Raw genomic sequence first — 23,457 nt, forward strand, 5'->3', positions numbered from 1 at the left:
AAAGGTTTGCGGAACGTTTTATTCACGGGGCTGCTTCTTGCCAGCTGCGTTTTGTTCGTGATCATAGGACAAATATACTGGCAGAACAAAGTCGATCAATCGGTTCAAAGCGCGATCGCGGAAGAAAAAGGAAGCGGACAAACGGCGGGAGAAGACGGCGATGTAATGAAATACGCGGCCAATTTGCCGCCTGACGTGCAAAAAAAAGTAAAGGACGCGATACATCAACGTAAACCGGTGCGGCTCGTCATCGTCGGTTCCAAAGCGATTTCTTCTGCCGAAAAAAGCTGGCCGGCTTTGTTCAAAGACGAATTGGAAGCTACATACGGCAAACGGGTATTTGACGTCATCGTCAAAGAATATGGCGACATGACGACAAAAGAGGCGTTGGAAGCGAACTTGGACAAAGAAATTATCGACGCGAAGCCGGACGTTTTGTTATGGGAGCCGTTTATCCTCAATAACAACGGCGTTGTCGCGATCGACGAAACGTTGGACGACATCGAAACGATGATCGAAAACATCACATCCGCTTTGCCGGACGTCGTGATTATGCTGCAGCCGCCGCATCCGATTTACAACGCGAAATATTACCCGATGCAAGTTGAAGCGTTCCGAGCGTTCGCGAACGAAAAAGGCTACGTTTACCTTGACCATTGGAAAGCGTGGCCGGACTATAAAAGCGAAAAACTGAACGATGTCGTCGATGAAAATACGGATTTGCCAAACGAACGGGGCCAACGGCTATGGGCCGACTTTTTCATCGATTATTTCATCGCGAAATAAAAGCGCACCTCGCTTTCAAGGTGCGCTTTTTATTACGACGTCTTTAACTCCAAATGCTCTTTTAATTTGTTTGAAACGGCGAGTCTCTCTTCTTCCGGGACAAGCAAATAATAAGTTCCGTCAATCATCTTCCCTTTTCCGGTAATATGAAGCTGCTCGATATGGCGGCGCGCTTCTTTGTAGTTGGCTTGAATCTCTTTCATTTCATCAAACGTCAAGTTCGTTTTGATATTTTTCCCGATCGCCGCCAACACGTCATCGTAATTGGCAAGCGAAGAAAAGCTTGCCCCTTTTTCGATGATCGCCTCGATAATTTGCTTTTGCCGATCTTGGCGGCCAAAATCGCCGCGCGGATCATCGTAGCGCATGCGCGAATATTTCAGCGCTTTTTCCCCGTCGAGCGTAATTTTCCCTTTTGGAAAATGCGTGCCTTCATACGTGAACGCGAACGGGTTGTCCACGGTCACGCCGCCGACGGCATCAACGATATCGCGGAAACTTTCCATGTTGACTTTAATATAATAATCAATCGGAATGTCCAAAAAATGCTCGACGGTCGCCATCGTCATTTCCACGCCGCCAAACGCGTACGAATGGTTGATTTTATCCTGCGTCCCTCTCCCGACAATTTTCGTGCGCGTATCGCGCGGAACGCTGACCATTTCCACCGACTTTTTCTTCGGATTGACCGTCATCACGATTAACGAATCGGCGCGGCCTTTGTCTCCTTTCCGCTCATCGACGCCGATGAGCAAAATCGAAATCGGCGTTTTCTCTTTGACCGATACTTCCTCGTCCCGCTTCTCCGACTTCCAATCGACGTCTTCATACATTTGCTTCGCCGTCTGTTTCACGTTGTGGTAAATCGAATACGCGAATATTCCGGCGCCGGCGAGAAGAACGGCGGCGATCCCGCCAATCCAGCGGAGCCATCTTTTCTTTTTTCGACGTTTCGCTCTCATGTACAACCTTCCTTTAGCTATAAGTTTTGACGGACTATTAAGATTATAGAGCGTTTTTCCGCGCGGCACAACAGAAAGAAAAAGGGAACTGGGAATTTCGCCAAGCGGCGCCGTAAACTAATGTTAAAAAAGATTTTTCGACAAAATTCAACAAAAAATGTCGATTGCTAGAACTATTAGCCTATGTTAACATAATAGATGTTTAGAATTTTGAAACGGAGCGTAAGGAAGGGTTGGCGATGATCGATATACATAGCCATATTTTGCCGGGTGTCGATGACGGCGCGCAAACGGTTGCTGACGCCATCGCGATGGCGCGTGAAGCAGTGGAAGAAGGGATTGCGACGATCATCGCGACTCCCCATTATAAAAACGGAAAATATGACAATGCGAAGCAGTCGATTATCGCGGCTGTGGCGCGGTTCAACGAAACGGTCAAACAGCACAAAATCCCGCTTACCGTATTGCCGGGCCAGGAAGTCCGCATTCATGGCGACTTGCTGGAAAGTTTGGAAAAAGGGGAATTGTTGCCGATTACGGGAGACAGCCAGTATGTGTTGATCGAATTTCCGTCCGACCACGTGCCGCGCTACGCCGATCGGCTGCTATTTGACTTGCAATTAAAAGGGCTCGTTCCGGTCATCGCGCATCCGGAACGCAACGCGGAAATCATCGAAAATCCGGATCGGCTTTACGAACTTGTCAAAAAAGGCGTATTGGCGCAGCTGACGGCCGCGAGCGTATCGGGGCATTTCGGAAAAAACATCAAAAAATTTTCCTTGCAGCTGATCGAAGCGAATTTGGCGCATTTTATCGCCTCCGACGCGCACAACACGACAAGCCGGCCGTTTCGCCTGCGGGAAGCGTACGATGTCATTGACCATGAATTCGGCATTAGCGCCGTCTACTTCTTTCAAGAAAACGCCGAACTTCTCCTCAACGGGCAGGCCGTTTACCGCGAAGAACCGGAACGAATCAAAAGGAAAAAATTTTTAGGTTTATTCTAATATGTTTTATGATAAGATCGTTGTCATAAAACATATTTTTCTTTTCGCCAACTTTGTCGAATGACCGATGATTTTCACAAACCTCGGCGAAAATGATGCCGAAAGTTGCGAAAAGAAAGGTCATTCGGTGGTGACATATGTAAACGATGGAGAAGAAAAGAATAATAGAATAGTCCGATAACGTTTACATACTATTTCCGGTGATGTCTAACCTCGGCGCCTAGCTCCCTTGTGCGAAATAACCTTCGCCCTTGAAGTGCAAGCACTTCCGCGAGCGAAGAACATTTCGCTTCGGGAGCTAACCGCGGCGGCTTTCGATGATGTCTAGCTACGGCGGTCAGCCTGTCAGCTACTTCGAGCAACATCTTCGCTGACATGCGCCGAGTAATCGCAGGTGCAGCTCGGGGTCAAATAACCTTCCCCCTCGGGATGCAAGCACCCCTGCGGATGAAGAACATTTACCCGTCGCGGCTAAGCGCTACGCTTTTCGATTTCGGTGATGTCTAGCTTCGCCGCCTAGCTCTCTTGCGCCAAATAACCTTCGCCCTTGAAGTGCAAGCACTTCCGCGGGCGAAGAACATTTGGCTTCGAGAGCTAATCGCGGCGGCTCAGCTTTTCGGTGATGTCTAGTTCCAGCGGCTATCCCCTCGCGACGCTTCGGTCCTGCTGTGGCGGCGACAGCCTCCTCGCAGGCCCTCCAGCGCGTCTCGGGGATGAACGAGCCGCTTCCACTTTTCGGTGATGTCTCCTTACCGTTATCAATGGAGGCACTCGGCCATGCCGTGGGTGGGGACGATGACGGTCCTGCCACCTTAGACGCTAGTCGTCGAGGGTGTGGTGTGAGGGCGGGTTAGATGCCCGGTTTTCCATTTATTTTGAAAAAATGTTTCATGGAAAGATTAATTTGCTGCGGTATCGTTTATAATAGAAACATAGGCAAATAGTAAAGGAGAGACGATACGCGCATGGAACAATCTTGGGCGCTGAAGGTGGAGCGGTTTGGAAAAATAAAAAATGGAGAAATTGAAATTGCTCCATTTATGTTGTTTATTGGAGACAATAATAGCGGAAAAAGCTATATGATGTCTTTGTTATGGGGGGTGCTTTCTGAGGGACGCAAGCTGTTCCCGAAAGAACCACCATCGACACGGACATATCAAGAAATTGATCGCTTTCTCGAAAACTCGATTGGAAACACATGCTTCATTGGGGATAAGGAAGCCCAATTATTTGTCCAATGGTTTAACGACATTCTTCGCAACAAAAAAGGCGAATTTATTAAAACGATTTTTCGCCGTAAGATTCCAATCGGCTCGTTAAGCATGGAACGCTACCACCGTTCTCAGCCATTAAAAATTATTTTTGAAAAGAAAGAATCGCTAGAGGGCACTCGATTTTCGAGCGGCAAGCACTATATCCGCATTCCTTACACTGAGAGAAGCAAAGAACAAGCGACGGAACGATACCGTATGGCGCAATATATTACATGGAATTTGCTAATGAACGAACTTACTTCTCCTTTTTATCCGCACGCAAGGCAAGGTGGGATTCAAACAAGGGCAATTGGAGAGGCACTTTATTTGCCCGCTTCGAGAACGGGTTTTATGCTGTCTTACAAAGCGCTTGTGCAAGACATTATGGAACGAATGATTGCCGGAGAGAACGAGGAACATTTGCTTGAATTTACGTTGCCTGTTTATCGTTTTCTGCAGGCATTGCTTCGATTGGATGATAATGGGAAATCGAAGTATGAAGATGTCGGCCGATTTATTGAAGAGCATATTGTGTATGGCACAATGAAACAAGAAAAAGGGCCGATTCCGTCGTTTTACTATTGTCCGAAAGGAAAACAAGAGAATCTTCCGCTGTATGTCACATCTTCGCTTGTAACCGAACTTTCACCACTCATTCTATTTTTAAAGTCGAAGACGACGTATCGATCGCTGTTTTTTGAGGAAGCGGAGGCGCACTTGCATCCGCGCGTGCAGCGCATTTTAGCGACAGCGCTCGTCAAGCTCGTCAATCGCGGCATGCCTGTATGGCTGACGACCCATAGCGATATTTTGCTCCAGCAAGTGAACAATTTAATGAAGCTATATCATCACCCGAAGAAAGAGCAATTGATGCAGCGGTATCGCTATACGGAAGAAGACGTGCTCGATCCGAAGAAAGTAAAAGTGTATCAGTTTCATCATGTCGGCAATGAAACGATCATCGGTCAACTCGTTCCAACGGAAAACGGTTTTCCTGCCGAAACGTTCAACAAAGTCATATTAGAACTAAACGAAGAGACGTATGCATTTCAGATCGAGGAAGAGGATGAAGGGGATGAATAATCTCAAAAATCCCGGCCAACAGAAATTAGAACACGATATGGCCGCCATGAAGCAAACGCTCGGAAATGTGGAGCGGACGCAAGAAAAGATCCTTGAGGAGCTTCGCATCTCGAAAAACAATCAAGCGCATATTTTGAATGACCTTACAAGCATGAAACAGTCCGTCGATGTAACTGTCGCGTATTTACAAAGACGGACAGATGTTATGTTCGATAAAATGATCGAACACGAAAGAGAGATTTTAAACTTAAAATCCCATTTGCAAAACTAAGTCCCAACAAAGGGGCTATTTTTATTCGATGCGCATCGACGTATGTTCTATTCGCCAATAGCCCATACGTCGGCGCGTATCGCAAAATCTAGAGAAAAGAGGGATTTCAGTGAAAAAAGTGCGCAAAGCGATCATCCCGGCGGCGGGGCTCGGCACAAGATTTTTGCCAGCGACGAAAGCGATGCCGAAAGAAATGCTCCCGATCGTCGATAAACCAACAATTCAATATATCGTCGAAGAAGCGATCGCCTCTGGCATCGAAGATATCATCATCGTCACGGGGAAAGGAAAACGCGCGATCGAAGACCATTTCGACAACGCCTATGAACTGGAACAAATATTAATGAAACAAGGGAAACTGGACTTGCTCGAAAAAGTGAAAGAGCCGTCGAAAGTCGACATTCACTACATCCGCCAAAAAGAACCGAAAGGGCTCGGCCACGCCGTCTGGTGTGCCCGCAACTTCATCGGCGACGAACCGTTCGCGGTTCTCTTAGGCGACGACATCGTTCAAGCGGAAACGCCATGCTTAAAACAATTAATCGACCAATATGAACAAACATTTAGCTCTGTCATCGGCGTCAAACGAGTACCTGAAAACGAAACACACCGCTACGGCATCATCGATCCACTCGAACAACAAGGACGCCGCTACCAAGTCCGTCAATTCGTCGAAAAACCAGCGCCAGGCACCGCGCCGTCCAACTTGGCGATTATGGGACGATACATACTCACGCCGGAAATCTTCTTATTCCTTGAAAAACAAGAAGCCGGCGCCGGCGGCGAAATCCAGCTCACCGACGCGATTCAAAAACTGAACGAAATTCAACGTGTCTTCGCCTACGAATTCGAAGGCAAGCGCTACGACGTTGGCGAAAAGCTTGGATTTATCAAAACAACGATTGAGTTTGCGTTGCAGTACGATGAATTAAGAGACGACCTTATTCAATTTATGAAAGAAATATTAAACGATGATGTGAAGGTGGAAGAGGAATAAAGGGAGGACTGGGAGTTGGAGAAACCGGGAAATACCGCGACCGTCGAACTCAAACGTCACCATCGAGTAATCGTAAATGATAAAAAAGGATATTTAATCGCCAAGCGAATTATGGATATATGCGGAGCGCTAATAGGACTAATTTGTTTATCATGGCTGTTTCTTATCGTCGCGGTTCTCATCAAATTAGAAGACCCAAAAGGACCGGTATTTTTTAAACAAGTCCGCGTTGGCAAAGACGGAAAAGAGTTTTATATGTACAAATTCCGCTCGATGGTAACCAACGCGGAAGAACTGCTAGAATCTCTGCTTCATTTAAATGAAGTAAGCGGTGCAATGTTCAAAATGAAAGATGACCCTCGTATCACGAAAGTGGGGAAGTTCATTCGCAAAACGAGCATTGACGAACTTCCGCAATTATGGAATGTATTAAAAGGGGACATGAGTTTAGTCGGACCACGACCACCGTTGCCAAGGGAAGTAGCGCAGTATACGGAGTATGATAAACAGCGATTGCTTGTGACACCGGGATGTACAGGACTTTGGCAAGTGAGTGGGAGAAATGATTTAGGATTTGATGAAATGGTTGAGTTAGATTTGAAATATATTCGTGAAAGATCACTATTATATGATATAAAGATTATATTTAAAACAATTAAAATAATGATTAAACCGAATAGTGCTTATTAAGATTAAAGAGAAATAAGGTGGTCGTGGAAGAACTAATATGATTTTAGAGGGGAGACATAATGAATACTAATATTTCGGTTTTAATTAATACATTTAATGAAGAAAAAAACATTCGCAACTGTTTAGAATCTGTCAAATGGGCAGATGAGATTATTATTGTGGATATGTATAGCGATGACAGGACGGTGGAGATTGCACGAGAGTATACAGACAAAATTTATATGTATGAACGTATGGGATATGCTGATCCTGCAAGACAATTTGCTCTTGAAAAAGCTTCTAATGAATGGGTGCTAGTTGTTGATGCAGATGAAATAGTTCCGATTAGGTTAAGGAACAAGCTTATTGAAATTGCTGAATCAGGTAAGTATGATGCAGTTTTAATCCCCAGCATCAACTATTTTTTTGGATACAAAATGAAAGGAACCGGATGGGGACCATTACAGGATATGCATATACGTTTTTTCAAGAAAAAGTTTATGAACTATGGAACTAGAATCCATAATTTTTCAAATCTCGATCCGTCAGCGCGTGTCTACAAATTAAAAGATGAATCGTTGGGATTTATCCATTTTAACTATATTGATGTTGAACATTTTTTAGAGAAGTTAAACAGATATACAACGATTGAAGCCAAAAACGCTGTTGATGCAGGTGAAAAATTTAGTGTGACGAAACTTCTTATAATTATACTTAAAGAGTTCATTAATCGATTTATCAGGAGAAAAGGCTATGCGGATGGATTTCAAGGCTTTGCTCTTTCAATGCTTATGGTAACTTACAGATTAAGTGCTTCTTTAAAGCATTATTTAATTGAAAAATATTCCTGCAAAGAGGTTAGAGAAGAAGTATTAAGACAGTATGATATAATAGCAAATAGAGAAATAGAAAAATATAAAAATACAAAAGTTTAGATATTAATGATGGTGTTGTAAGCTAGAGCAAAAACTCAAAATTCTGCATAAGAATGTATAATCGTACATGTAGTAAATAGCGCTGATAACAACGTAGAAGTTCTAAACCATTATTCTTTAAGCGGTTAAATGTCTGTTCAATCGAGTTGTAGAGACGAAACAACTATTTCCAAATTGTGTTTTTAGAAATAGAGGCATCACTCGACTATAGCCATCTCTTCTATCTTCACTATTTCGAGGATGAAGGAAAACGGAAAAAAGTTGTTGGTTTGTTCTGTTATTCGACGGACTTTTTCACTGTCATAGGCGGCATCTTCAAGGGAAATTTCAATCTTTCATTCTTTAGAGACGTTTTTTAATCCTTGGCTTTTTCTTGAAATTTTTGTTGTTTTCGAAGGTCCGCACGCTTCATACGTTGGGCATGTATAACTCAATCCCCAACGATGAAGCATTTTTGTGATGCCAAACCGAGTCATGGATACATGAAATTTTTCTTCTAATACATATTATATAAGTTGCAATAAAGAATTTCCGAATTTTTCGTTTCCGTTTTCATCTCGATACGAGCTGATACGGTGTAGCATGGCGGGGAATCAGTTGGATGTAAAACAAAATTTCAACTTATATAGATGTTTTTTTATCATGTTCATTTGTAGTAGAAAGGTTTGTTGTTTCTATTCATCGACTTTGGTCAATGTATGGATGAAATGAGTATAACGAAATTATCTACAATCTTAAGATTTAAAAAACGATTGGTTGTGACAGATGGATGACGAATAAAAAAAAATTAATTGAAAATATTATTTCCTTATTAATTTTACAGGGAAGCAATTATATAATTCCTCTTATTATTTTCCCTTATTTAGTTCGCGTAATCGGAGAAGAAAGTTATGGAATTATTTCAGCTGCCTCAGCCTTTATTGGATATTTTATTGTATGTAGTGATTACGGTTTTAACATCACTGCAACACGTGAAATAGCTGTTAATAGGGATAATCCGAAAAAAGTATCGGAAATTTTTAGTACAGTGATATTTACAAAGTTTTTTATTATGGTTCTTGGATTTATTATAATGGTAATAATTATTTGTTCAATCGAAAAGGTGCGAATAGAGTGGCCTGTTTACCTTGTTACTTATATAACAGTATTAGGAAATGTTTTATTTCCAATTTGGTTTTTTCAAGGAATAGAAAAAATGAGGTATATCACAATATTTAATTTGGTTGCGCGTACCCTGTCCGTTTTAGGAATTTTTATTTTTGTAAATGAACAATCCGATTACTTGATAGCTGCATTAATACAATCTTTTGGATCACTAGTACCTGGTATTATAAGCTTCTGGGTTACAAAGAGAATTTTTAAATTTAAATTGATTAAACCGCAAATGATTATCGACCAATTGAAAAAGGGATTTTCTATATTTTTGTCTGGGATTTCAATTATATCTTATACATCATATAATACTATAATCATCGGTTTATTTTTGGGGCCGAGAGAAGTAGGGATATTTTCTATCTCATTAAAATTAATTCAAGTTTTTACTTCATTAACACAACCAATATTGCAGGCTTTCCTTCCTTATTTGTCCACAGTTTTTAACAAATCTGTAGAGGAAGGAAGAAAATTAACATATAAGGTAACTTTTTTCCTTATATTATTTAATCTGTTGATTACTGTAGGGATTCTATTGTTTATAGAACCAGCAGTCAATCTGGTTTTTGGTGATGTATCTAAAGAAACGATTAAATATGTGAAATTAATGTCTTTATTGCCGCTTATTACTACGGTTGCTTATATTTTTATAAATATTTTAATGTTAAATGAAGGAATTATTAAGTACAGCATGTATATATATTTTGCTGCAGGATTGCTTAATGTAATCTCAGGTCCGATTGTATTGAGAAATGGTAATTTAACATCGCTAGTATGTTTATATGTGATTATTGAGTTGTTTATTACTTTAATGGCAATATATGTTTATTTAAAAATGAGGTGGAAGTGTGCAATTAAGCATAATTATATTAAACTATAAAACGCCTTTTTTAACTTCTCAATGTGTTGATAGTGTAATAAAGCATTTAGATGGGAGCATAACCTATGAGGTGTTAATTGCTGATAATTGTAGTGATGATGGCTCTTATGAATATTTAAGCAGCAAATATAGTGAATATAAAAATATATTAGTTGTTTCTAATGCAGAAAATTTAGGCTTTTCACGTGGAAATAATGAGTTAGCAAAACTAGCTAAGGGAAAATATTTATTGTTCCTTAATAGCGATACACTAATTCTAGAAAAGGAAGCTATTGTAGGTTTGATTAATAAAATGGAGAATGATAACACAATTGGTCTTTCGGCATGTAAACTCTTAAATGAAGATAGAACACTACAAATTTCATATGCTAAGTTGCCGCGTTTTATTGATATTGTAAGTGAATATTTGTTCGGCAAATTAACAAATCATTATAAAAAACAGTTTAATGATGTAGCAGAAGTAGAATCAGTCATTGGTGCATTTATGATTATTAAAAAAAGCCTATTTATGGATATAGGTATGTTCGACGAAGATTATTATTTTAATGCAGAGGATATTGATTTATGTGCGCGAGTGAGGAAAGCAGGATATCGGATTATTTATGACCCTCGCCATGCAATAATTCATTTTGGGGGTGGATCCCAAGGGGGAGTTGCATGGGTTAACAATAAAAATTTACATGAGAATAGAATAAAGTATTGTTATAAGCATTACAAGTTCCCAATTTCTACTTTAGCTAAACTATCGATTTTATTAGGAATTTCTTTGAGAAAAGTATTTCAAAAGGTAAAAGCATAAAGAATATTTTAATGATGCATTGTGATGCAGGGGGATTTATTTATATAGATGTACATCGAAACGTTAACGTCCGTATAAGTGGCTTCCACCCTAGTTGTTTATTGCAAAATTAAAGTGCAGAGATGTGCAAAATTTTTATGCAAATGGTTATGCAGAGGGGCTTTACATGGAGGGGCAGTCATGATAACCTGTTTGGGTTTGCCAAATCTGTTACAGCTGGCCGCTTGGCAAAAGAATCATGGCTGCAGAGGCTCCATGTCAAGCCCTCAATAGCGAGAATTCAGATTGAATTTTTATGCAATATAAACGAATTTATATACTGCAATACTCTGCACTTTTTCCTTGCAAAAAACACCTAGTTATACTGCTCCTAGGTATTTCACTAAGAAAAGGAGCGGAAACGGAATGAAACAATTGAAAATCACCAACGACCATGAATGGACGCCACGAAAGCTTCGTAAGGAAGAGCGAAAAATCAAAAATGTTTCCCTTCGTCAACGCGTCATGGCCGTTCGCCTCGTCATGGAAAGGTATCTGCAAAGAGGTCGCTTCCATGCTCAATCTGTGCCGCCAAAGCGTAGCGTTTTATGTATCCTTATTCAACGAAGGAGGACTCGATCTCCTGCTCGATCGGAAACGTCCGCCGGGCCGGGAGCCGTCTTTGACGCCGGAACAGCAACAGGAACTGAAACAGACCATCTTGCCCCGCACCTCGGCCGAACTCGGTTGAGATATCGCTTCTTCTTGGAACACTCGGATCATTCAGTCTTACATTCGCGAGCGCTACGGGGTGACCATGTCCCGGGAAGGTATTCGTAAACTTTTACATCGAATGAGACTCTCTTGAACTCGGCCCACCTATACCCTGGCGAAAGGCTATGCCGAACAACAGCAGGCGTTTGAGAAACAAATGGAGCTCATAAAAAAATTGATCAATCCCGATACGGTTCTTTTGTATGCCGATGAGCCCCACGTCCGATCGTATCAAATCCTGCGGGCTACTTGGTCGGAAATCGGCCGGCAAAAACAGGTGCCCATGTATGGCCACCATGCCCACGTTTCTGTATTTGAGGTGGTGAATCTTCTCGATGGGGACACCGTTCTTCATCGAGCGGCCGCCGCGAATGCCACGACGTTTTTGGGTTTTTTAAAGATCTCGAAGAGCCGTTATTCAGACAAGCTGATCGTGCTCAGGCTTGACAATGCTCGCATCCACCATGCCAAAATGGTGAGAGATTTCTTGCGCCAAGAAGGGGAATCGTTTCACTTGATCTTTTTACCTCCTTATTCCCCACAGCTGAATCCCATCGAACGCTTGTGGAAATGGCTCAAAGATCGGTCATTGCGAATGTGTTTCACAAAGACCAAATGGATATTGACGGGGCCATTGCCCGGTTTATGAATTATATTGACCAACGCCCCAAAGACGTGCTTCGACGCTTGGGGTGTGTAGCGTGATGCAATGGTTAACTTTTCAAGGTACATTTATATAGTAACATATATAGAGGAAAATGAACGGACTAACTATTAGATAAGTATCAATTACCTTTCTTAATCTCGTTTAGCATTTTATGAGTGATAGCCAATCTAATACTATAAAGTAAAGGGGTTAATGATTATTATTTTGATTAAAAACAATGTAAAAGTTTTGGGAAAAGTGGGATGGCAGAACTCACCCCCTCCTCTTCATTAAAGTTTATTGGTTGAACAAGTTATCTTTGTTTCCGAATTATTACCGAACAGCTAAGTTATTTATAAAAAAGGTGTTTATTTTGAAAATAAGAAAAATTCACTTCTTATAGGGGAGAGTAGGGAAAACATTGAAGAAAAAGATTAATCTTTATAAATTAATTGCTATTTTATCAGTGTTTGGTATTTTTTTGTTAGAAGCAGATCTTTTTTACTTAACTACGAACAATGCTTTAAAGGTTTTATTAAGCTGTGTAACATTAATAACTTGTGTATTACTATTAATTAAATGTTTTTTTTCAAAAGAGAAAAAATTTATTTTTAATAAGTTTATTTTATTTTTTATAATATATAGCTTTGTAGAGATAGTAATTAGCGTCTATAGATACAGCCTAAGTATTATAAGTGTTTTTGCGGTAGCTAAATACATTTTTATAATTATGGCTTATTATATTTTTAGTTTTTATATTAGAAAGAAAGATAAAAATAAATTTGTTAATATTGTTATGTTGTTTTCTTTGATATGTTCGATAGTGATGCTTTTACAATACTTTTTATATCCGAAATATGGGTTATTTCTTAATATAATGAGATATGGCTTTAGATTTTCGTCATTAAGAATCTATGAAGGTGAAGGACTTATCAATATTGGGATAGTAATAGCATTCGGTAGTTTAATAAACAAGAATTTTAAGTTTAGGGTATTACCTTATTTAACTTTTATAATAGGATTGCTTGAAGCTATTTTTGTACAAAAAACTAGAATGGTACTCTTATGTATAATCTTAACTTGTGTTTTAGTTTACTTGGTAAAGAATATAAAACGAATAGGGAGATTATACTTATTTATACTTTTTTTACTTATTATAATTGGAATTGTACAAAATACTTCTCTCTTTAGCGAATATAAAAGTTCTTTTTCTACCGACGATAATTCATATACAATAAGGCAAGCAGAAATTGCATTTTATCTAAAGCAATTTAGTGAGAACATGTTGTTCGGCATGAGTTTTATTCCTTACAACGCTTCAAGTTTTACAGATATGATTCTACGAGGACCTTATGATAATTATTACAGAGACGATGTCGGAATAATAGGATTTATGAATACATTTGGCTTAATTGGTTTGGTTTGGTTCATATTAATGTTAGGGAGAGTAACTAGGATTATTATTTTATCTGTACAAAAAAAGTCAATAAATGATAATTACGAAATACTTTCCCTTTTATTATTTGTAGTTTTTTCTTTGTGGACATTAATAATAATGGATCCTCAAAGAATTATAGGTTTTCCTATTTTATTAGCATTGGTTGATTATCTCTACTTTTGTAATAAAAACACTGATGTCAGTATAATTAATGTTCAACGATCTTTATCTAGCACCACCGGTATTAACAATATAAAAATATAATAGTAAATAAAATCTAATTATTGTATGAGCGTTCTAATTTTTAAGGGAATTTTATTTGTTTTCTACCTAATTTTACGGTTAGGCAAAAGCAAATATGATTTAAAATCGTACCGGATTTCTTATGTTTATTTATGTAAAATTTTGCTCCATAACTTAGAAAAGGATGTGAATTTCATTTGAAAGGTATTATCTTAGCAGGCGGCAGTGGTACTCGCCTTTATCCTTTAACAAAGGCTGTATCTAAACAGTTATTGCCTATCTATGATAAACCTATGATTTATTATCCACTATCTGTTTTAATGTTAGCTGGTATCCGTGATATTTTGATTATCTCTACTCCAAGTGATACGCCGCGTTTTCAAGAATTGCTAGGAGATGGATCAAACTTAGGAATCTCATTATCCTATGCCGTGCAACCTTCTCCAGACGGTTTGGCACAGGCATTTATTATTGGTGAAGAGTTTATCGGTGATGATAATGTTGCGCTTATTTTAGGTGACAATCTTTTCTACGGTCACGGTTTGACACAGTTGTTGCAGAGAGCGGTTGAGCGCAAAACTGGGGCAACGATTTTCGGCTATTATGTCAAGGATCCTGAACGTTTTGGTGTTGTGGAGTTTGATGAGAATGGGAAAGTAATTTCTATTGAAGAGAAACCGCAAAATCCTAAGTCCAATTACGCGGTAACTGGGTTATATTTTTATGATAATCGTGTTATTGAAATTGCTAAAAGCATTAAACCTTCTGCACGTGGGGAATTAGAGATTACGGATGTGAATAAAAAATATTTGGAACTTGGCGAATTGCATGTTGAAATTTTAGGTCGTGGTTTTTCTTGGTTAGATTCAGGAACACATGAGTCATTGCTTGAAGCTTCGCAATTTATCGAAACAATCGAGAAACGCCAAAGCTTAAAGGTTGCTTGCCTTGAGGAAATCGCTTATGTAAAAGGATATATTACGCGGGAACAATTGTTAAAGTTAGCGGAGCCGTTAAAGAAGAACCAGTACGGCCAATATTTAATAGATATCGCGAATCAGAAGAAGAAACCAATCTATTTATAAAATGGCGGGGTGCTTGTTATGAAAGTGATCGAGACTTCACTGCCCGGTGTGTTGTTGATTGAACCGAAAGTATTCGGCGACCACCGCGGCTTTTTTATGGAAAGCTACAATAAAAAGCTTTTTGTGGAATACGGGCTTGATTTCGATTTTGTTCAAGATAATCATTCGTTGTCGCAACAAGCGGGAACGATCCGCGGGCTTCATTATCAGTTAAACCCGAAAGCGCAAACGAAACTCGTCCGAGTCACTAGAGGCGCCATTTATGATGTTATCGTTGATATCCGCAAAGGTTCGCCGACGTTTGGCAAATGGCAAGGGTTCATTTTAAGCGCGGAGAATAAACGGCAATTGCTTGTGCCGAAAGGGTTTGCGCACGGTTTTTGTACGTTGGTGGAAAATACGGAAGTGCAGTATAAAGTGGATGAATACTATTCTCCGGAACATGATCGCGGGATTCTTTGGAATGATCCGGCGTTAGGGATTGACTGGCCGACAGCCAATCCAATTCTTTCTGACAAAGATACAAAACATCCACTATTAGCAGATGCCGAAATCAACTTTGAATGGGAGAGACAGTCATGAATCTTTTAGTTACAGGCGGAGCAGGTTTTATTGGCAGTAATTTTGTTCGTTACATGCTTGAGAAATATCCAAATTATAAAGTAGTCAATTATGATTTATTAACCTATGCTGGTAATCTTGAAAACTTAAAGGATGTCGAAAATCATCCTAACTATACATTTGTGAAAGGTGATATCAATAACCGTGAGCTAGTGGATTATCTTGTTAAAACGCACGAGATTGACGTTATTGTGAACTTTGCGGCGGAATCGCATGTAGACCGCAGTATTACAGATCCTGATATTTTCGTAAAAACAAATGTATTAGGCACGCAAGCGTTATTAGATGTGGCGAAAGCCAACCATATTAAGAAATATGTGCAAATTTCAACGGATGAAGTGTATGGTACACTTGGAGAAACGGGATATTTTACAGAAGAGACGCCATTGGCGCCAAATAGCCCTTATTCGGCAAGTAAGGCTGGTGGAGACCTACTTGTAAGAGCGTATCATGAAACGTACGGTCTCAATGTGAACATTACGAGATGTTCCAATAACTATGGACCATATCACTTCCCTGAAAAACTCATTCCGTTAATGATCACGAATGCGCTGGAAGGGAAAGAACTTCCGATTTACGGTGACGGCCAAAATATTCGCGACTGGCTGCATGTGAAAGACCATTGCGCGGCGATTGATTTAGTCATTCATAAAGGAAGACCGGGGGAAGTATACAATATAGGCGGACATAATGAACGGACCAATAATGAAATTGTGCATCTAATCGTTGAAAAACTCGGGGTTTCGAAAGATTTAATTAAATATGTTGCCGATCGTCCAGGGCATGATCGTCGTTATGCGATTGATCCAACGAAAATTATGACTGAGCTTGGTTGGAAGCCACAATATACCTTTGAAAAGGGCATCGTAGAAACGATCCAATGGTATATCGACAACCAAGAATGGTGGAAAAATATTAAATCGGGCGAATATATGAACTACTATCAAAAGCAGTATGGTGACAAGCTATGAAAGTGGTTGTAACAGGTGCAAAGGGTCAGCTTGGCACAGATTTAGTCCATTTACTCGCTGATAGAGGGTATGAAGTTTATGGTTATGGACGAGAAGAGTTAGATATAACAAACTTTGACCAAGTAAAACAGGTCATTAGCGAATTTAACCCTGATGTTGTCATTCATGCCGCAGCGTATACAAAAGTTGATTTAGCAGAATCTGAGCCGGATCAAGCGTTTTTAGTTAATGCCTACGGAACAAGAAATGTTGCTGTCGCATCGGAAGCAGTGGAAGCTAAACTTGTCTATATCAGTACCGATTATGTCTTTGATGGAACAGCGAATGTACCATATAACGAGTTTGCTCCAACAAATCCACTTAGTGTATACGGTAAAAGTAAATTAGCAGGGGAACGGTTTGTTCGCGATTTACATTCCAAGTTTTTTATCGTCAGAACTTCTTGGGTGTATGGAAAGCATGGAAATAATTTCGTTAAAACAATGTTAAAGTTGGCCCAAGAACGAGATGAGTTAATGGTCGTCCATGACCAAGTCGGTTGTCCGACGTATGCAGTTGATTTAGCGAATTGTATTTTGGAGCTGATTCAAACGGAAAAATACGGAGTTTACCATGTTTCCAATTCTGGACATTGTTCTTGGTACGAATTTGCGAAAGCAATTTTTGAGGAAGCGGGGATAGAAATTAAGGTAAATCCTTGTACAACAAAAGACTTCCCAAGACCAGCACCAAGACCAGCTTATTCTGTGTTTAAGCATATGGCATTAAAGTTAAATGGGTTTAGTGAAATGAGGGAATGGAGAGAAGCGTTGAAAGAGTTTATAATACAAATTAAACTATAAGGTAGTGATGAACATTTGAAACAAGTAATTGATAAAGACGTAGCGATTATTATTTTAAACTGGAATGCTTATGATGATACGTTTGAATGTTTAAAATCGCTAGAACATTTAACGTATCCTTATTTTCATGTATTTTTAGTAGACAATGCATCGCAGGATGATTCGTTTGACAAACTACAACAAGATTATAATGAAGGCAAGTTTAATATACAAATTACATTTATTCAAACTGGAGCAAATCTAGGTTTTGCTGGTGGGAACAACATTGCAATCAGAGAAGCCTATAATCAAGGATATCAATATTTCTGGATGTTAAATAATGATACGGTAGTAGATCCAAATGCTTTAACTCCATTAGTGGAAGTTTTAGAAAAAGATAAACAGGTAGGGATTGTTGGCTCAAAGATTTACTATTATGGTACGAATAAGATTTGGTTTGCGGGCGGGAAGGTGAATACGTGGACTGGTACGACAAAACATATAGGAATTAAAGAAGAGGATATAGGGCAGTATGATCAAGTAAAAGAAGTGGATTATATAACAGGATGCAGTTTGTTTTTTAGACGAGAGTTATTGGAAACTGTAGGGTATATGCATGAGGATTATTTTTTATATTATGAAGAAACAGATTGGAACGTTCGAGCTAAGCTACATGGATGGAAAATTAAATATATTCCTCAATCTGTCATATATCATAAAGTGTCAGCGTCCTCAGGTGGAGAAAAAAATCTATCTCCAATTGTAGCCTTTTATGATATTCGGAATGGATATTGGCTTGTGAAGCGTACTCAAAAAGAGAGGTTGAAAGTTCTTACAGCTTTCTGTTATGCATACTATAAGGCATTAAAGAAGTTATTAAAAATATTTATTATGAATCAGGATCGGAAAATAGAGAGAATAGGTTTTATTGGGAAAGGGTTATTGTCGGTTTTTTAGTTTTTAGAACGTGTTGCAAAACGCATAACGAATGCATAAATGCATATAAAAAATCCACCACCTTGGAAATCATATACAGTGACTAAAAAACCAAGGGGTGGATACTATCATGATTTCCAATTGGAACAGTGAACATGCATAGTCTTATGAAATCGATCCACTTTTAGTATCCTTATTTCGATATATTGGCTCTCTATCGTTGCCAGAAACACCGTATGTGACAGAAAGGCCGCCAGTGTCGAAAAAATCGTTGTTGAAATGTTTCTTTTTGAAAACCTATTTTTCCCATTCGTTCCTTGCGAAAATTAGTGCGCGTCCTGTAGCATTTTCGCTGTTTTCAGCGGGCTTAGTGAAGTTCCTCCTCTTTCTACGTTTTCCCGCGCGGCGAAGTGGTTCCGGGAACAGGGATTTCCTGTTTTTCATGCACAACTGCTCAAAGATTTAGAAGTACGGTATCCCCAAACCAAATCGTGCTGATCGACAGCACGGCCCTTCGAAGCAGTCTTTACGATTCGCAAGCAAAGTGGGGAGTGTCCACCCGATACCACTGGTTTAAAGGATATAAGCTCCATCTCTGCACCACTGCAAGAGTGACGGGGTGGAACAGCCGCGATGGTATGGGTTTCATCGATATGTACTGCATGTGTTATGTTGTATCCTTATGCATAACTTCGAGTTTTTACTCTAGTTTTGCAACACCCTCTAATACCAAAAAACAAGAAAGAGTGCATATATATAATGAAAAATAAGATAGCGATAGACGTAAGAATGATAGATGCATCAGGTATAGGAGTATATATCCAAAATATATTACCTAATATCATTAATAGCTTAGATAATTATCATTTTTATTTACTAGGTGACCCAAATATACTGCTTAATTATGAATGGACTCAAAAATCTAATGTTTCTATTATTAATTTACAGTCAAAGATATATTCTTTATCTGAGCAACAGCATTTAGTATCTAAAATTCCTAAAGATAGTGTGCTGTTTTGGTCCCCTCATTATATAATTCCTGTTTTCTATAAAGGAAAAATACTCGTAACAGTACACGATGTATTTCATCTTGCTAAACCTGAATTTGTAGATGGATTCCACAAAAGGCTATATGCTAAATTAATGTTCAAGGCTGTTAGCAAAAAGGCGGATGCTATTATTTCAGTATCCTATTTTACAAAAAATGAATTTCTAAAATTTGTTAATAAAAATCAAGATAATATTTATACGATATATAACGGGGTAAATAATTTTTGGAGAGAATTTAGAGATGAAGATACAGATTTAAATAATTCAAAATCTTATATTGTCTATGTAGGCAATGTTAAACCGCATAAAAATTTAATCTCTCTAGTAAAAGCTTTTGAAAAAATCAAAAACGAAATTCCTCACAATTTAGTTATTATAGGTAAAAAAGAAGGTTTTATTACTGGTGATCAAGAAGTTATTAAATATGCTGAAAGACTAGGAGATAGGATTAAGTTTACAGGATTTGTTGATAATGAAACATTAAAGCGGTATATTGCAAATGCCCATGCTTTAGTTTTCCCATCTTTATACGAAGGCTTCGGCCTCCCGCCTTTAGAGGCAATGGCTTGCGGCTGTCCTGTAATTGTTTCAAATGTAGCTTCTTTGCCAGAGGTTTGTGGTGATGCCGCATTGTATATTGATCCGTATAGTTCAGAGGATATTGCTGAAAAAATCAAATTGCTATTATCGGATGATAAATTAAGAGAGGAATTACGGAGAAAAGGGTTAGAAAGAGCTAAGATGTTCTCGTGGGAGAAATGTGCAGAGGAAACGATCAAGGTGATTGAGGAGGTGCTAGCAAAGTGAAAGTCGCAATCATTCACGACTGGCTAGTCACCTATGCAGGCGCTGAGAAAGTATTGGAGCAGTTGCTAATGGTTTACCCTGATGCCGATTTGTTTAGTCTAGTAGATTTTATAGACGAAGACAAAAGGGATTTTATTTTAAATAAAAATGTTCACACGTCTTTTATTCAAAAGTTACCGTTTGCTCGGAAAAAATATCGCAGCTACCTTCCTTTTATGCCGTTAGCTATTGAGCAATTGGATGTATCAAAATACGATATTGTCATTTCTAGTTCTCATGCAGTCGCGAAGGGAGTGATAACCGGTCCTGACCAACTGCATATTTCTTATGTTCATTCGCCAATCCGCTACGCATGGGATTTGCAGCATCAATATTTAAAAGAGGCGAGATTAGACCGAGGAATGAAAGGCTGGATCGCAAAGACGATCTTACACTACATAAGAAATTGGGATTATCGTACGGCAAATGGTGTCGACTATTTTGTATCGAATTCAAAATTTATCGCTCGGAGAATTTGGAAAGTGTATCGAAGGGAAGCGGATGTCATCTATCCGCCGGTAGATGTGTCCGCTTTTACTTTCCACGATAAAAAAGAAGATTTTTATCTTACAGCATCTCGAATGGTTCCATATAAAAAAATCGACTTAATCGTTGAGGCTTTCTCACAGATGCCAGATAAAAAATTAGTGGTTATAGGTGACGGACCGGATTTTCATAAAATTAAGGCAAAGGCTGCTTCTAATGTGGAGTTGCTCGGATATCAGCCTTTTGAAGTTTTAAGAGACTATATGCAACGGGCAAAAGCGTTTGTATTTGCCGCAGAAGAAGATTTCGGAATCACACCTGTTGAGGCGCAAGCTTGTGGTACGCCAGTTATTGCCTATGGAAAAGGTGGGGCATTAGAAACAATTCGAGGATATGGACAAGCTGAGAATCCAACAGGTTTATTTTTTAAAGAACAGACTGTGGCATCATTAATTCAGTCTATTCAGTTGTTTGAGAATATCTCGGGAGATATTCAATATCAAGACTGTCGTGAAAATGCATTGCGTTTTTCACCAGAAAGATTTAGAAAAGAGTTTCAAGACTATGTAAATAACAAACTTCAACATATGTAATTAAAAAATTAGGAGGTTTTCAATGAAACTTGTATTACTTTCCGGTGGTTCCGGCAAACGCCTTTGGCCTTTATCAAATGATGCTCGTTCGAAACAATTTTTAAAAGTGTTAGAAAACAAAAATGGTGAACTGCAGTCGATGGTTCAGCGTGTATGGGGTCAGTTGGGAAATGTTGGCTTAGCTGATTCCGCTGTGATTGCTACAAGCAAATCCCAAGTCGATATGATTCAAAGTCAATTAGGTCAAGATGTACCGATTATTATTGAACCGATGCGGCGCGATACGTTTCCAGCGATCGCTCTAGCATCGGTTTATTTGTATAGCGTAGAAGGAATTCGTTTAGATGAAGTCATTGCGGTGTTACCTGTCGATCCTTATGTAGAGGATCGCTTTTTTCATCGAGTCAAAGATCTAGAAGAAACTGTACTTGCAAGTGGGGCTGATTTGGCGTTAATCGGTGTTGAGCCAACGTATCCATCTGCGAAGTACGGTTATATTGTTCCCGCTTCTAAATCTAGTGATAGCGGTTATTTAAGAGTAAGCCATTTTACAGAGAAGCCGACCGAAGAAAGAGCAGCGGAATTAATTGAACAAGGCGCACTTTGGAACTGTGGTGTGTTTGCTTTTAAACTTGACTATATTATTTCATTGTTGAAAGAAAAAGGACTTCCAATTCAATATGATGAGTTATTAAAACAGTATGATAAGTTACCGAAAATCAGCTTTGACTATGAGGTCGTAGAAAAGACAGAAAATATTGTTGTGTTGCCGTATGACGGTTATTGGAAAGATCTTGGTACATGGAATACGTTAACAGAGGAAATGGCAACAAATCAAATTGGTAAAGGTGTTATTAGTGATGATTGTGAAAATACCCATCTCATTAACGAACTTGATATTCCTGTAGCTGTATTAGGGATATCTAATGCGGTTGTTGCAGTAAGTCCAGATGGTGTTTTAGTCGCTGACAAAGCGAAGAGCCCAAAAATTAAAGAGTTAGTGAACAATTTTGATCAGCGTCCAATGTACGAAGAACGCCGCTGGGGTTGGTATCGGGTATTAGATTATACCAAGTTTGAGGATGGACGAGAAGTATTAATAAAACGAATCGGTGTTACCGCAGGGAAAAATTTAAGCTACCAAATGCATCATCATCGCAGTGAAGTGTGGACCATTATTAAAGGTGAAGGAGAATTTGCTTTTAACGGAGAAATTCGTCGCGTGAAGCCGGGTGATGTGCTTGAAATTCCTGTTGGTGCAAAGCATGGAATTAAAGCGATTACTGATTTAGAATTTATCGAAGTGCAAACAGGAACACAGTTAATTGAGGAAGATATTGTTCGCATTTATATGACGTGGGAAGAAGTAGAAGCAAATTGCTTCTCTGTGAGTAAATAATGGTTTGGCTGCTGGAAGGATGTGTTTCTTCTAGCAGCGTCTTTTTTTCTATGAAAATGCGCGCTTGGAGCGGCTATTTTCATGCCGGGTGGAGAGCAAGCAAAGCGCGCTCATGGAGCTTTTATTAGAATATTTTAAAGACAGCAAAGATTTTTTTATACTGTTTGCAACTTTTCAAAAAAATGCGTCTAATTCTGAGAGAAATTTGAAAAGATTGAAATTCGAAGGATTGGGTATCATTAATGGGGAACATATTTCTAAGCAAATTCAACTTCGTCAACTAAATCTGTAAGTCTATAAAAAATAGGAGCTATGGTACCACAGTGCCTGTCTCTTGAGCTTTGTCGAAGATTAGATCAAATAATCCAAAATTAACGATAAAATGGCTAAAAAGGTGGAGGAATTGGACAACGGATAATACCCACGCCTCTGAAGCTAGGGTCAAGTCCTAATTATTGTGTAAATTCCCCTTTGATAGACAACATGGACCTGATGACTTGACGTATGGTAGGCAAGTCCGGCAAGTCTCCCTGCCAGTCGCCTTCCCGGACAAACGATCATGTTGTCAAGGAACAGGCGTGTCAAGGAGCTTTCGCGGCATATCCTCGCTTCGCTCCGGTATTCCACGTTCTCCTTGACACAGCGAAGGGGTTACCCTACTCTTTTCATCTCCGAAACTTCCTGATTCACCGATCGAGCTTCTTGCTCTTTCGTTTTCCGCCACTGCCAATATTCGGACATATCCAAGTATTTGCGCCCTGACATCCATTTTTCG

23 protein-coding genes and 2 pseudogenes are annotated in these 23,457 nt (G+C 39.3%); 22 read left to right on the forward strand and 3 right to left on the reverse strand.

Features of this window, described 5'->3' with window-relative positions:
• Positions 1-6 precede the first annotated feature (6 nt).
• Positions 7-786 carry an SGNH/GDSL hydrolase family protein gene (locus BM278_RS10540; protein ID WP_090949554.1) on the forward strand — a complete coding sequence of 260 codons (780 nt, stop codon included), beginning with the start codon at positions 7-9 and terminating at the stop codon, positions 784-786.
• A 32-nt stretch (positions 787-818) separates the two neighbouring features.
• Here the strand turns inward: BM278_RS10540 and tagU are convergent, their stop codons facing one another.
• Positions 819-1,748 (reverse strand): polyisoprenyl-teichoic acid--peptidoglycan teichoic acid transferase TagU, encoded by a 930-nt coding sequence (tagU, locus tag BM278_RS10545; protein WP_090949556.1) that lies wholly within the window; start codon positions 1,746-1,748, stop codon positions 819-821.
• Positions 1,749-1,987: 239 nt separating this feature from the next.
• Here tagU and BM278_RS10550 point away from each other — a divergent pair, with 239 nt between their 5' ends.
• A complete protein-coding gene (locus tag BM278_RS10550) occupies positions 1,988-2,755 on the forward strand; it encodes a tyrosine-protein phosphatase (protein WP_090949558.1) in 768 nt (255 codons plus the stop codon).
• A 191-nt stretch (positions 2,756-2,946) separates the two neighbouring features.
• Here the strand turns inward: BM278_RS10550 and BM278_RS18360 are convergent, their stop codons facing one another.
• Complete coding sequence (locus BM278_RS18360; protein WP_143093439.1) at positions 2,947-3,132, reverse strand: hypothetical protein; 186 nt, start codon at positions 3,130-3,132, stop codon at positions 2,947-2,949.
• A gap of 588 nt (positions 3,133-3,720) precedes the next feature.
• On the opposite strand from BM278_RS18360, the gene BM278_RS10555 reads away from it, so the two are divergent.
• The 5 genes and pseudogenes from BM278_RS10555 to BM278_RS10575 all read left to right on the forward strand — a co-directional run bounded on the left by BM278_RS10555 (position 3,721) and on the right by BM278_RS10575 (position 7,963).
• Entirely contained in the window at positions 3,721-5,091 is a 1,371-nt protein-coding gene (locus BM278_RS10555; RefSeq protein ID WP_090949560.1) for an AAA family ATPase, read from the forward strand.
• Between the two features lie 13 nt (positions 5,092-5,104).
• Positions 5,105-5,362: pseudogene (locus BM278_RS10560) on the forward strand (hypothetical protein); the annotation flags it as partial.
• A 109-nt stretch (positions 5,363-5,471) separates the two neighbouring features.
• On the forward strand, positions 5,472-6,359 hold the full coding sequence (galU, locus tag BM278_RS10565) for a UTP--glucose-1-phosphate uridylyltransferase GalU (RefSeq protein ID WP_090949562.1): 888 nt from the start codon (positions 5,472-5,474) through the stop codon (positions 6,357-6,359).
• A gap of 15 nt (positions 6,360-6,374) precedes the next feature.
• Positions 6,375-7,049 carry a sugar transferase gene (locus BM278_RS10570; protein WP_090949564.1) on the forward strand — a complete coding sequence of 225 codons (675 nt, stop codon included), beginning with the start codon at positions 6,375-6,377 and terminating at the stop codon, positions 7,047-7,049.
• 59 nt (positions 7,050-7,108) lie between these two features.
• On the forward strand, positions 7,109-7,963 hold the full coding sequence (locus BM278_RS10575) for a glycosyltransferase family 2 protein (protein WP_090949567.1): 855 nt from the start codon (positions 7,109-7,111) through the stop codon (positions 7,961-7,963).
• 335 nt (positions 7,964-8,298) lie between these two features.
• Here BM278_RS10575 and BM278_RS19660 read toward each other — a convergent pair whose 3' ends face one another.
• Positions 8,299-8,439 carry a helix-turn-helix domain-containing protein gene (locus tag BM278_RS19660; RefSeq protein WP_090949569.1) on the reverse strand — a complete coding sequence of 47 codons (141 nt, stop codon included), beginning with the start codon at positions 8,437-8,439 and terminating at the stop codon, positions 8,299-8,301.
• A gap of 293 nt (positions 8,440-8,732) precedes the next feature.
• On the opposite strand from BM278_RS19660, the gene BM278_RS10585 reads away from it, so the two are divergent.
• The 15 genes and pseudogenes from BM278_RS10585 to BM278_RS10645 all read left to right on the forward strand — a co-directional run bounded on the left by BM278_RS10585 (position 8,733) and on the right by BM278_RS10645 (position 22,682).
• On the forward strand, positions 8,733-9,995 hold the full coding sequence (locus BM278_RS10585) for a flippase (protein ID WP_090949572.1): 1,263 nt from the start codon (positions 8,733-8,735) through the stop codon (positions 9,993-9,995).
• Positions 9,964-10,794 carry a glycosyltransferase family 2 protein gene (locus tag BM278_RS10590; RefSeq protein ID WP_090949574.1) on the forward strand — a complete coding sequence of 277 codons (831 nt, stop codon included), beginning with the start codon at positions 9,964-9,966 and terminating at the stop codon, positions 10,792-10,794. The genes BM278_RS10585 and BM278_RS10590 overlap by 32 nt, the downstream gene beginning before the upstream one ends.
• Positions 10,795-11,347: 553 nt before the next feature.
• Positions 11,348-11,524: a helix-turn-helix domain-containing protein gene (locus tag BM278_RS19665; RefSeq protein WP_425272978.1), complete on the forward strand. Its 177-nt coding sequence runs from the start codon at positions 11,348-11,350 to the stop codon at positions 11,522-11,524.
• A 60-nt stretch (positions 11,525-11,584) separates the two neighbouring features.
• Entirely contained in the window at positions 11,585-11,641 is a 57-nt protein-coding gene (locus BM278_RS19670) for a hypothetical protein (protein ID WP_425272980.1), read from the forward strand.
• Between the two features lie 63 nt (positions 11,642-11,704).
• Positions 11,705-12,196: an IS630 family transposase gene (locus BM278_RS19675; RefSeq protein WP_208601795.1), complete on the forward strand. Its 492-nt coding sequence runs from the start codon at positions 11,705-11,707 to the stop codon at positions 12,194-12,196.
• A 418-nt stretch (positions 12,197-12,614) separates the two neighbouring features.
• Entirely contained in the window at positions 12,615-13,895 is a 1,281-nt protein-coding gene (locus BM278_RS10600) for a hypothetical protein (RefSeq protein WP_090949575.1), read from the forward strand.
• A gap of 176 nt (positions 13,896-14,071) precedes the next feature.
• Positions 14,072-14,959 carry a glucose-1-phosphate thymidylyltransferase RfbA gene (gene rfbA, locus BM278_RS10605; RefSeq protein ID WP_090949577.1) on the forward strand — a complete coding sequence of 296 codons (888 nt, stop codon included), beginning with the start codon at positions 14,072-14,074 and terminating at the stop codon, positions 14,957-14,959.
• Between the two features lie 18 nt (positions 14,960-14,977).
• Positions 14,978-15,541 carry a dTDP-4-dehydrorhamnose 3,5-epimerase gene (rfbC, locus tag BM278_RS10610; protein WP_090949579.1) on the forward strand — a complete coding sequence of 188 codons (564 nt, stop codon included), beginning with the start codon at positions 14,978-14,980 and terminating at the stop codon, positions 15,539-15,541.
• Positions 15,538-16,551, forward strand: coding sequence for a dTDP-glucose 4,6-dehydratase (gene rfbB, locus BM278_RS10615; RefSeq protein WP_063210500.1), 1,014 nt, complete (start codon positions 15,538-15,540; stop codon positions 16,549-16,551). Before rfbC ends, rfbB begins: the two co-directional genes overlap by 4 nt.
• On the forward strand, positions 16,548-17,393 hold the full coding sequence (rfbD, locus tag BM278_RS10620; RefSeq protein ID WP_090949581.1) for a dTDP-4-dehydrorhamnose reductase: 846 nt from the start codon (positions 16,548-16,550) through the stop codon (positions 17,391-17,393). Before rfbB ends, rfbD begins: the two co-directional genes overlap by 4 nt.
• Before the next feature lie 15 nt (positions 17,394-17,408).
• Entirely contained in the window at positions 17,409-18,329 is a 921-nt protein-coding gene (locus BM278_RS10625; protein ID WP_090949582.1) for a glycosyltransferase family 2 protein, read from the forward strand.
• Positions 18,330-18,480: 151 nt separating this feature from the next.
• Positions 18,481-18,913: pseudogene (locus BM278_RS19255) on the forward strand (ISNCY family transposase); the annotation flags it as partial.
• A 154-nt stretch (positions 18,914-19,067) separates the two neighbouring features.
• Positions 19,068-20,165 (forward strand): glycosyltransferase family 4 protein, encoded by a 1,098-nt coding sequence (locus tag BM278_RS10635; protein WP_208601796.1) that lies wholly within the window; start codon positions 19,068-19,070, stop codon positions 20,163-20,165.
• Positions 20,162-21,283 (forward strand): glycosyltransferase family 4 protein, encoded by a 1,122-nt coding sequence (locus tag BM278_RS10640; RefSeq protein WP_090949584.1) that lies wholly within the window; start codon positions 20,162-20,164, stop codon positions 21,281-21,283. The genes BM278_RS10635 and BM278_RS10640 overlap by 4 nt, the downstream gene beginning before the upstream one ends.
• A gap of 22 nt (positions 21,284-21,305) precedes the next feature.
• A complete protein-coding gene (locus tag BM278_RS10645; protein ID WP_090949586.1) occupies positions 21,306-22,682 on the forward strand; it encodes a sugar phosphate nucleotidyltransferase in 1,377 nt (458 codons plus the stop codon).
• Positions 22,683-23,457: the final 775 nt, after the last annotated feature.

Source organism: Parageobacillus thermantarcticus, assembly GCF_900111865.1.
In the GTDB taxonomy this organism is placed as follows: domain Bacteria; phylum Bacillota; class Bacilli; order Bacillales; family Anoxybacillaceae; genus Parageobacillus; species Parageobacillus thermantarcticus.

What these genes read in the sequence shown, in the direction of transcription:
- BM278_RS10645 (WP_090949586.1), top strand. Translation starts at nt 21,306, where the DNA reads ATGAAACTTGTATTACTTTCCGGTGGTTCCGGCAAACGCCTTTGGCCT.
- rfbC (WP_090949579.1), top strand. Translation starts at nt 14,978, where the DNA reads ATGAAAGTGATCGAGACTTCACTGCCCGGTGTGTTGTTGATTGAACCG.
- tagU (WP_090949556.1), bottom strand. Translation starts at nt 1,748, where the DNA reads ATGAGAGCGAAACGTCGAAAAAAGAAAAGATGGCTCCGCTGGATTGGC.
- BM278_RS10550 (WP_090949558.1), top strand. Translation starts at nt 1,988, where the DNA reads ATGATCGATATACATAGCCATATTTTGCCGGGTGTCGATGACGGCGCG.
- BM278_RS19665 (WP_425272978.1), top strand. Translation starts at nt 11,348, where the DNA reads ATGCTCAATCTGTGCCGCCAAAGCGTAGCGTTTTATGTATCCTTATTC.
- BM278_RS10555 (WP_090949560.1), top strand. Translation starts at nt 3,721, where the DNA reads ATGGAACAATCTTGGGCGCTGAAGGTGGAGCGGTTTGGAAAAATAAAA.
- BM278_RS10635 (WP_208601796.1), top strand. Translation starts at nt 19,068, where the DNA reads ATGAAAAATAAGATAGCGATAGACGTAAGAATGATAGATGCATCAGGT.
- BM278_RS19675 (WP_208601795.1), top strand. Translation starts at nt 11,705, where the DNA reads ATGGAGCTCATAAAAAAATTGATCAATCCCGATACGGTTCTTTTGTAT.
- BM278_RS18360 (WP_143093439.1), bottom strand. Translation starts at nt 3,132, where the DNA reads ATGTCAGCGAAGATGTTGCTCGAAGTAGCTGACAGGCTGACCGCCGTA.
- BM278_RS10575 (WP_090949567.1), top strand. Translation starts at nt 7,109, where the DNA reads ATGAATACTAATATTTCGGTTTTAATTAATACATTTAATGAAGAAAAA.
- BM278_RS10585 (WP_090949572.1), top strand. Translation starts at nt 8,733, where the DNA reads ATGACGAATAAAAAAAAATTAATTGAAAATATTATTTCCTTATTAATT.
- rfbB (WP_063210500.1), top strand. Translation starts at nt 15,538, where the DNA reads ATGAATCTTTTAGTTACAGGCGGAGCAGGTTTTATTGGCAGTAATTTT.
- rfbD (WP_090949581.1), top strand. Translation starts at nt 16,548, where the DNA reads ATGAAAGTGGTTGTAACAGGTGCAAAGGGTCAGCTTGGCACAGATTTA.
- BM278_RS19660 (WP_090949569.1), bottom strand. Translation starts at nt 8,439, where the DNA reads ATGACTCGGTTTGGCATCACAAAAATGCTTCATCGTTGGGGATTGAGT.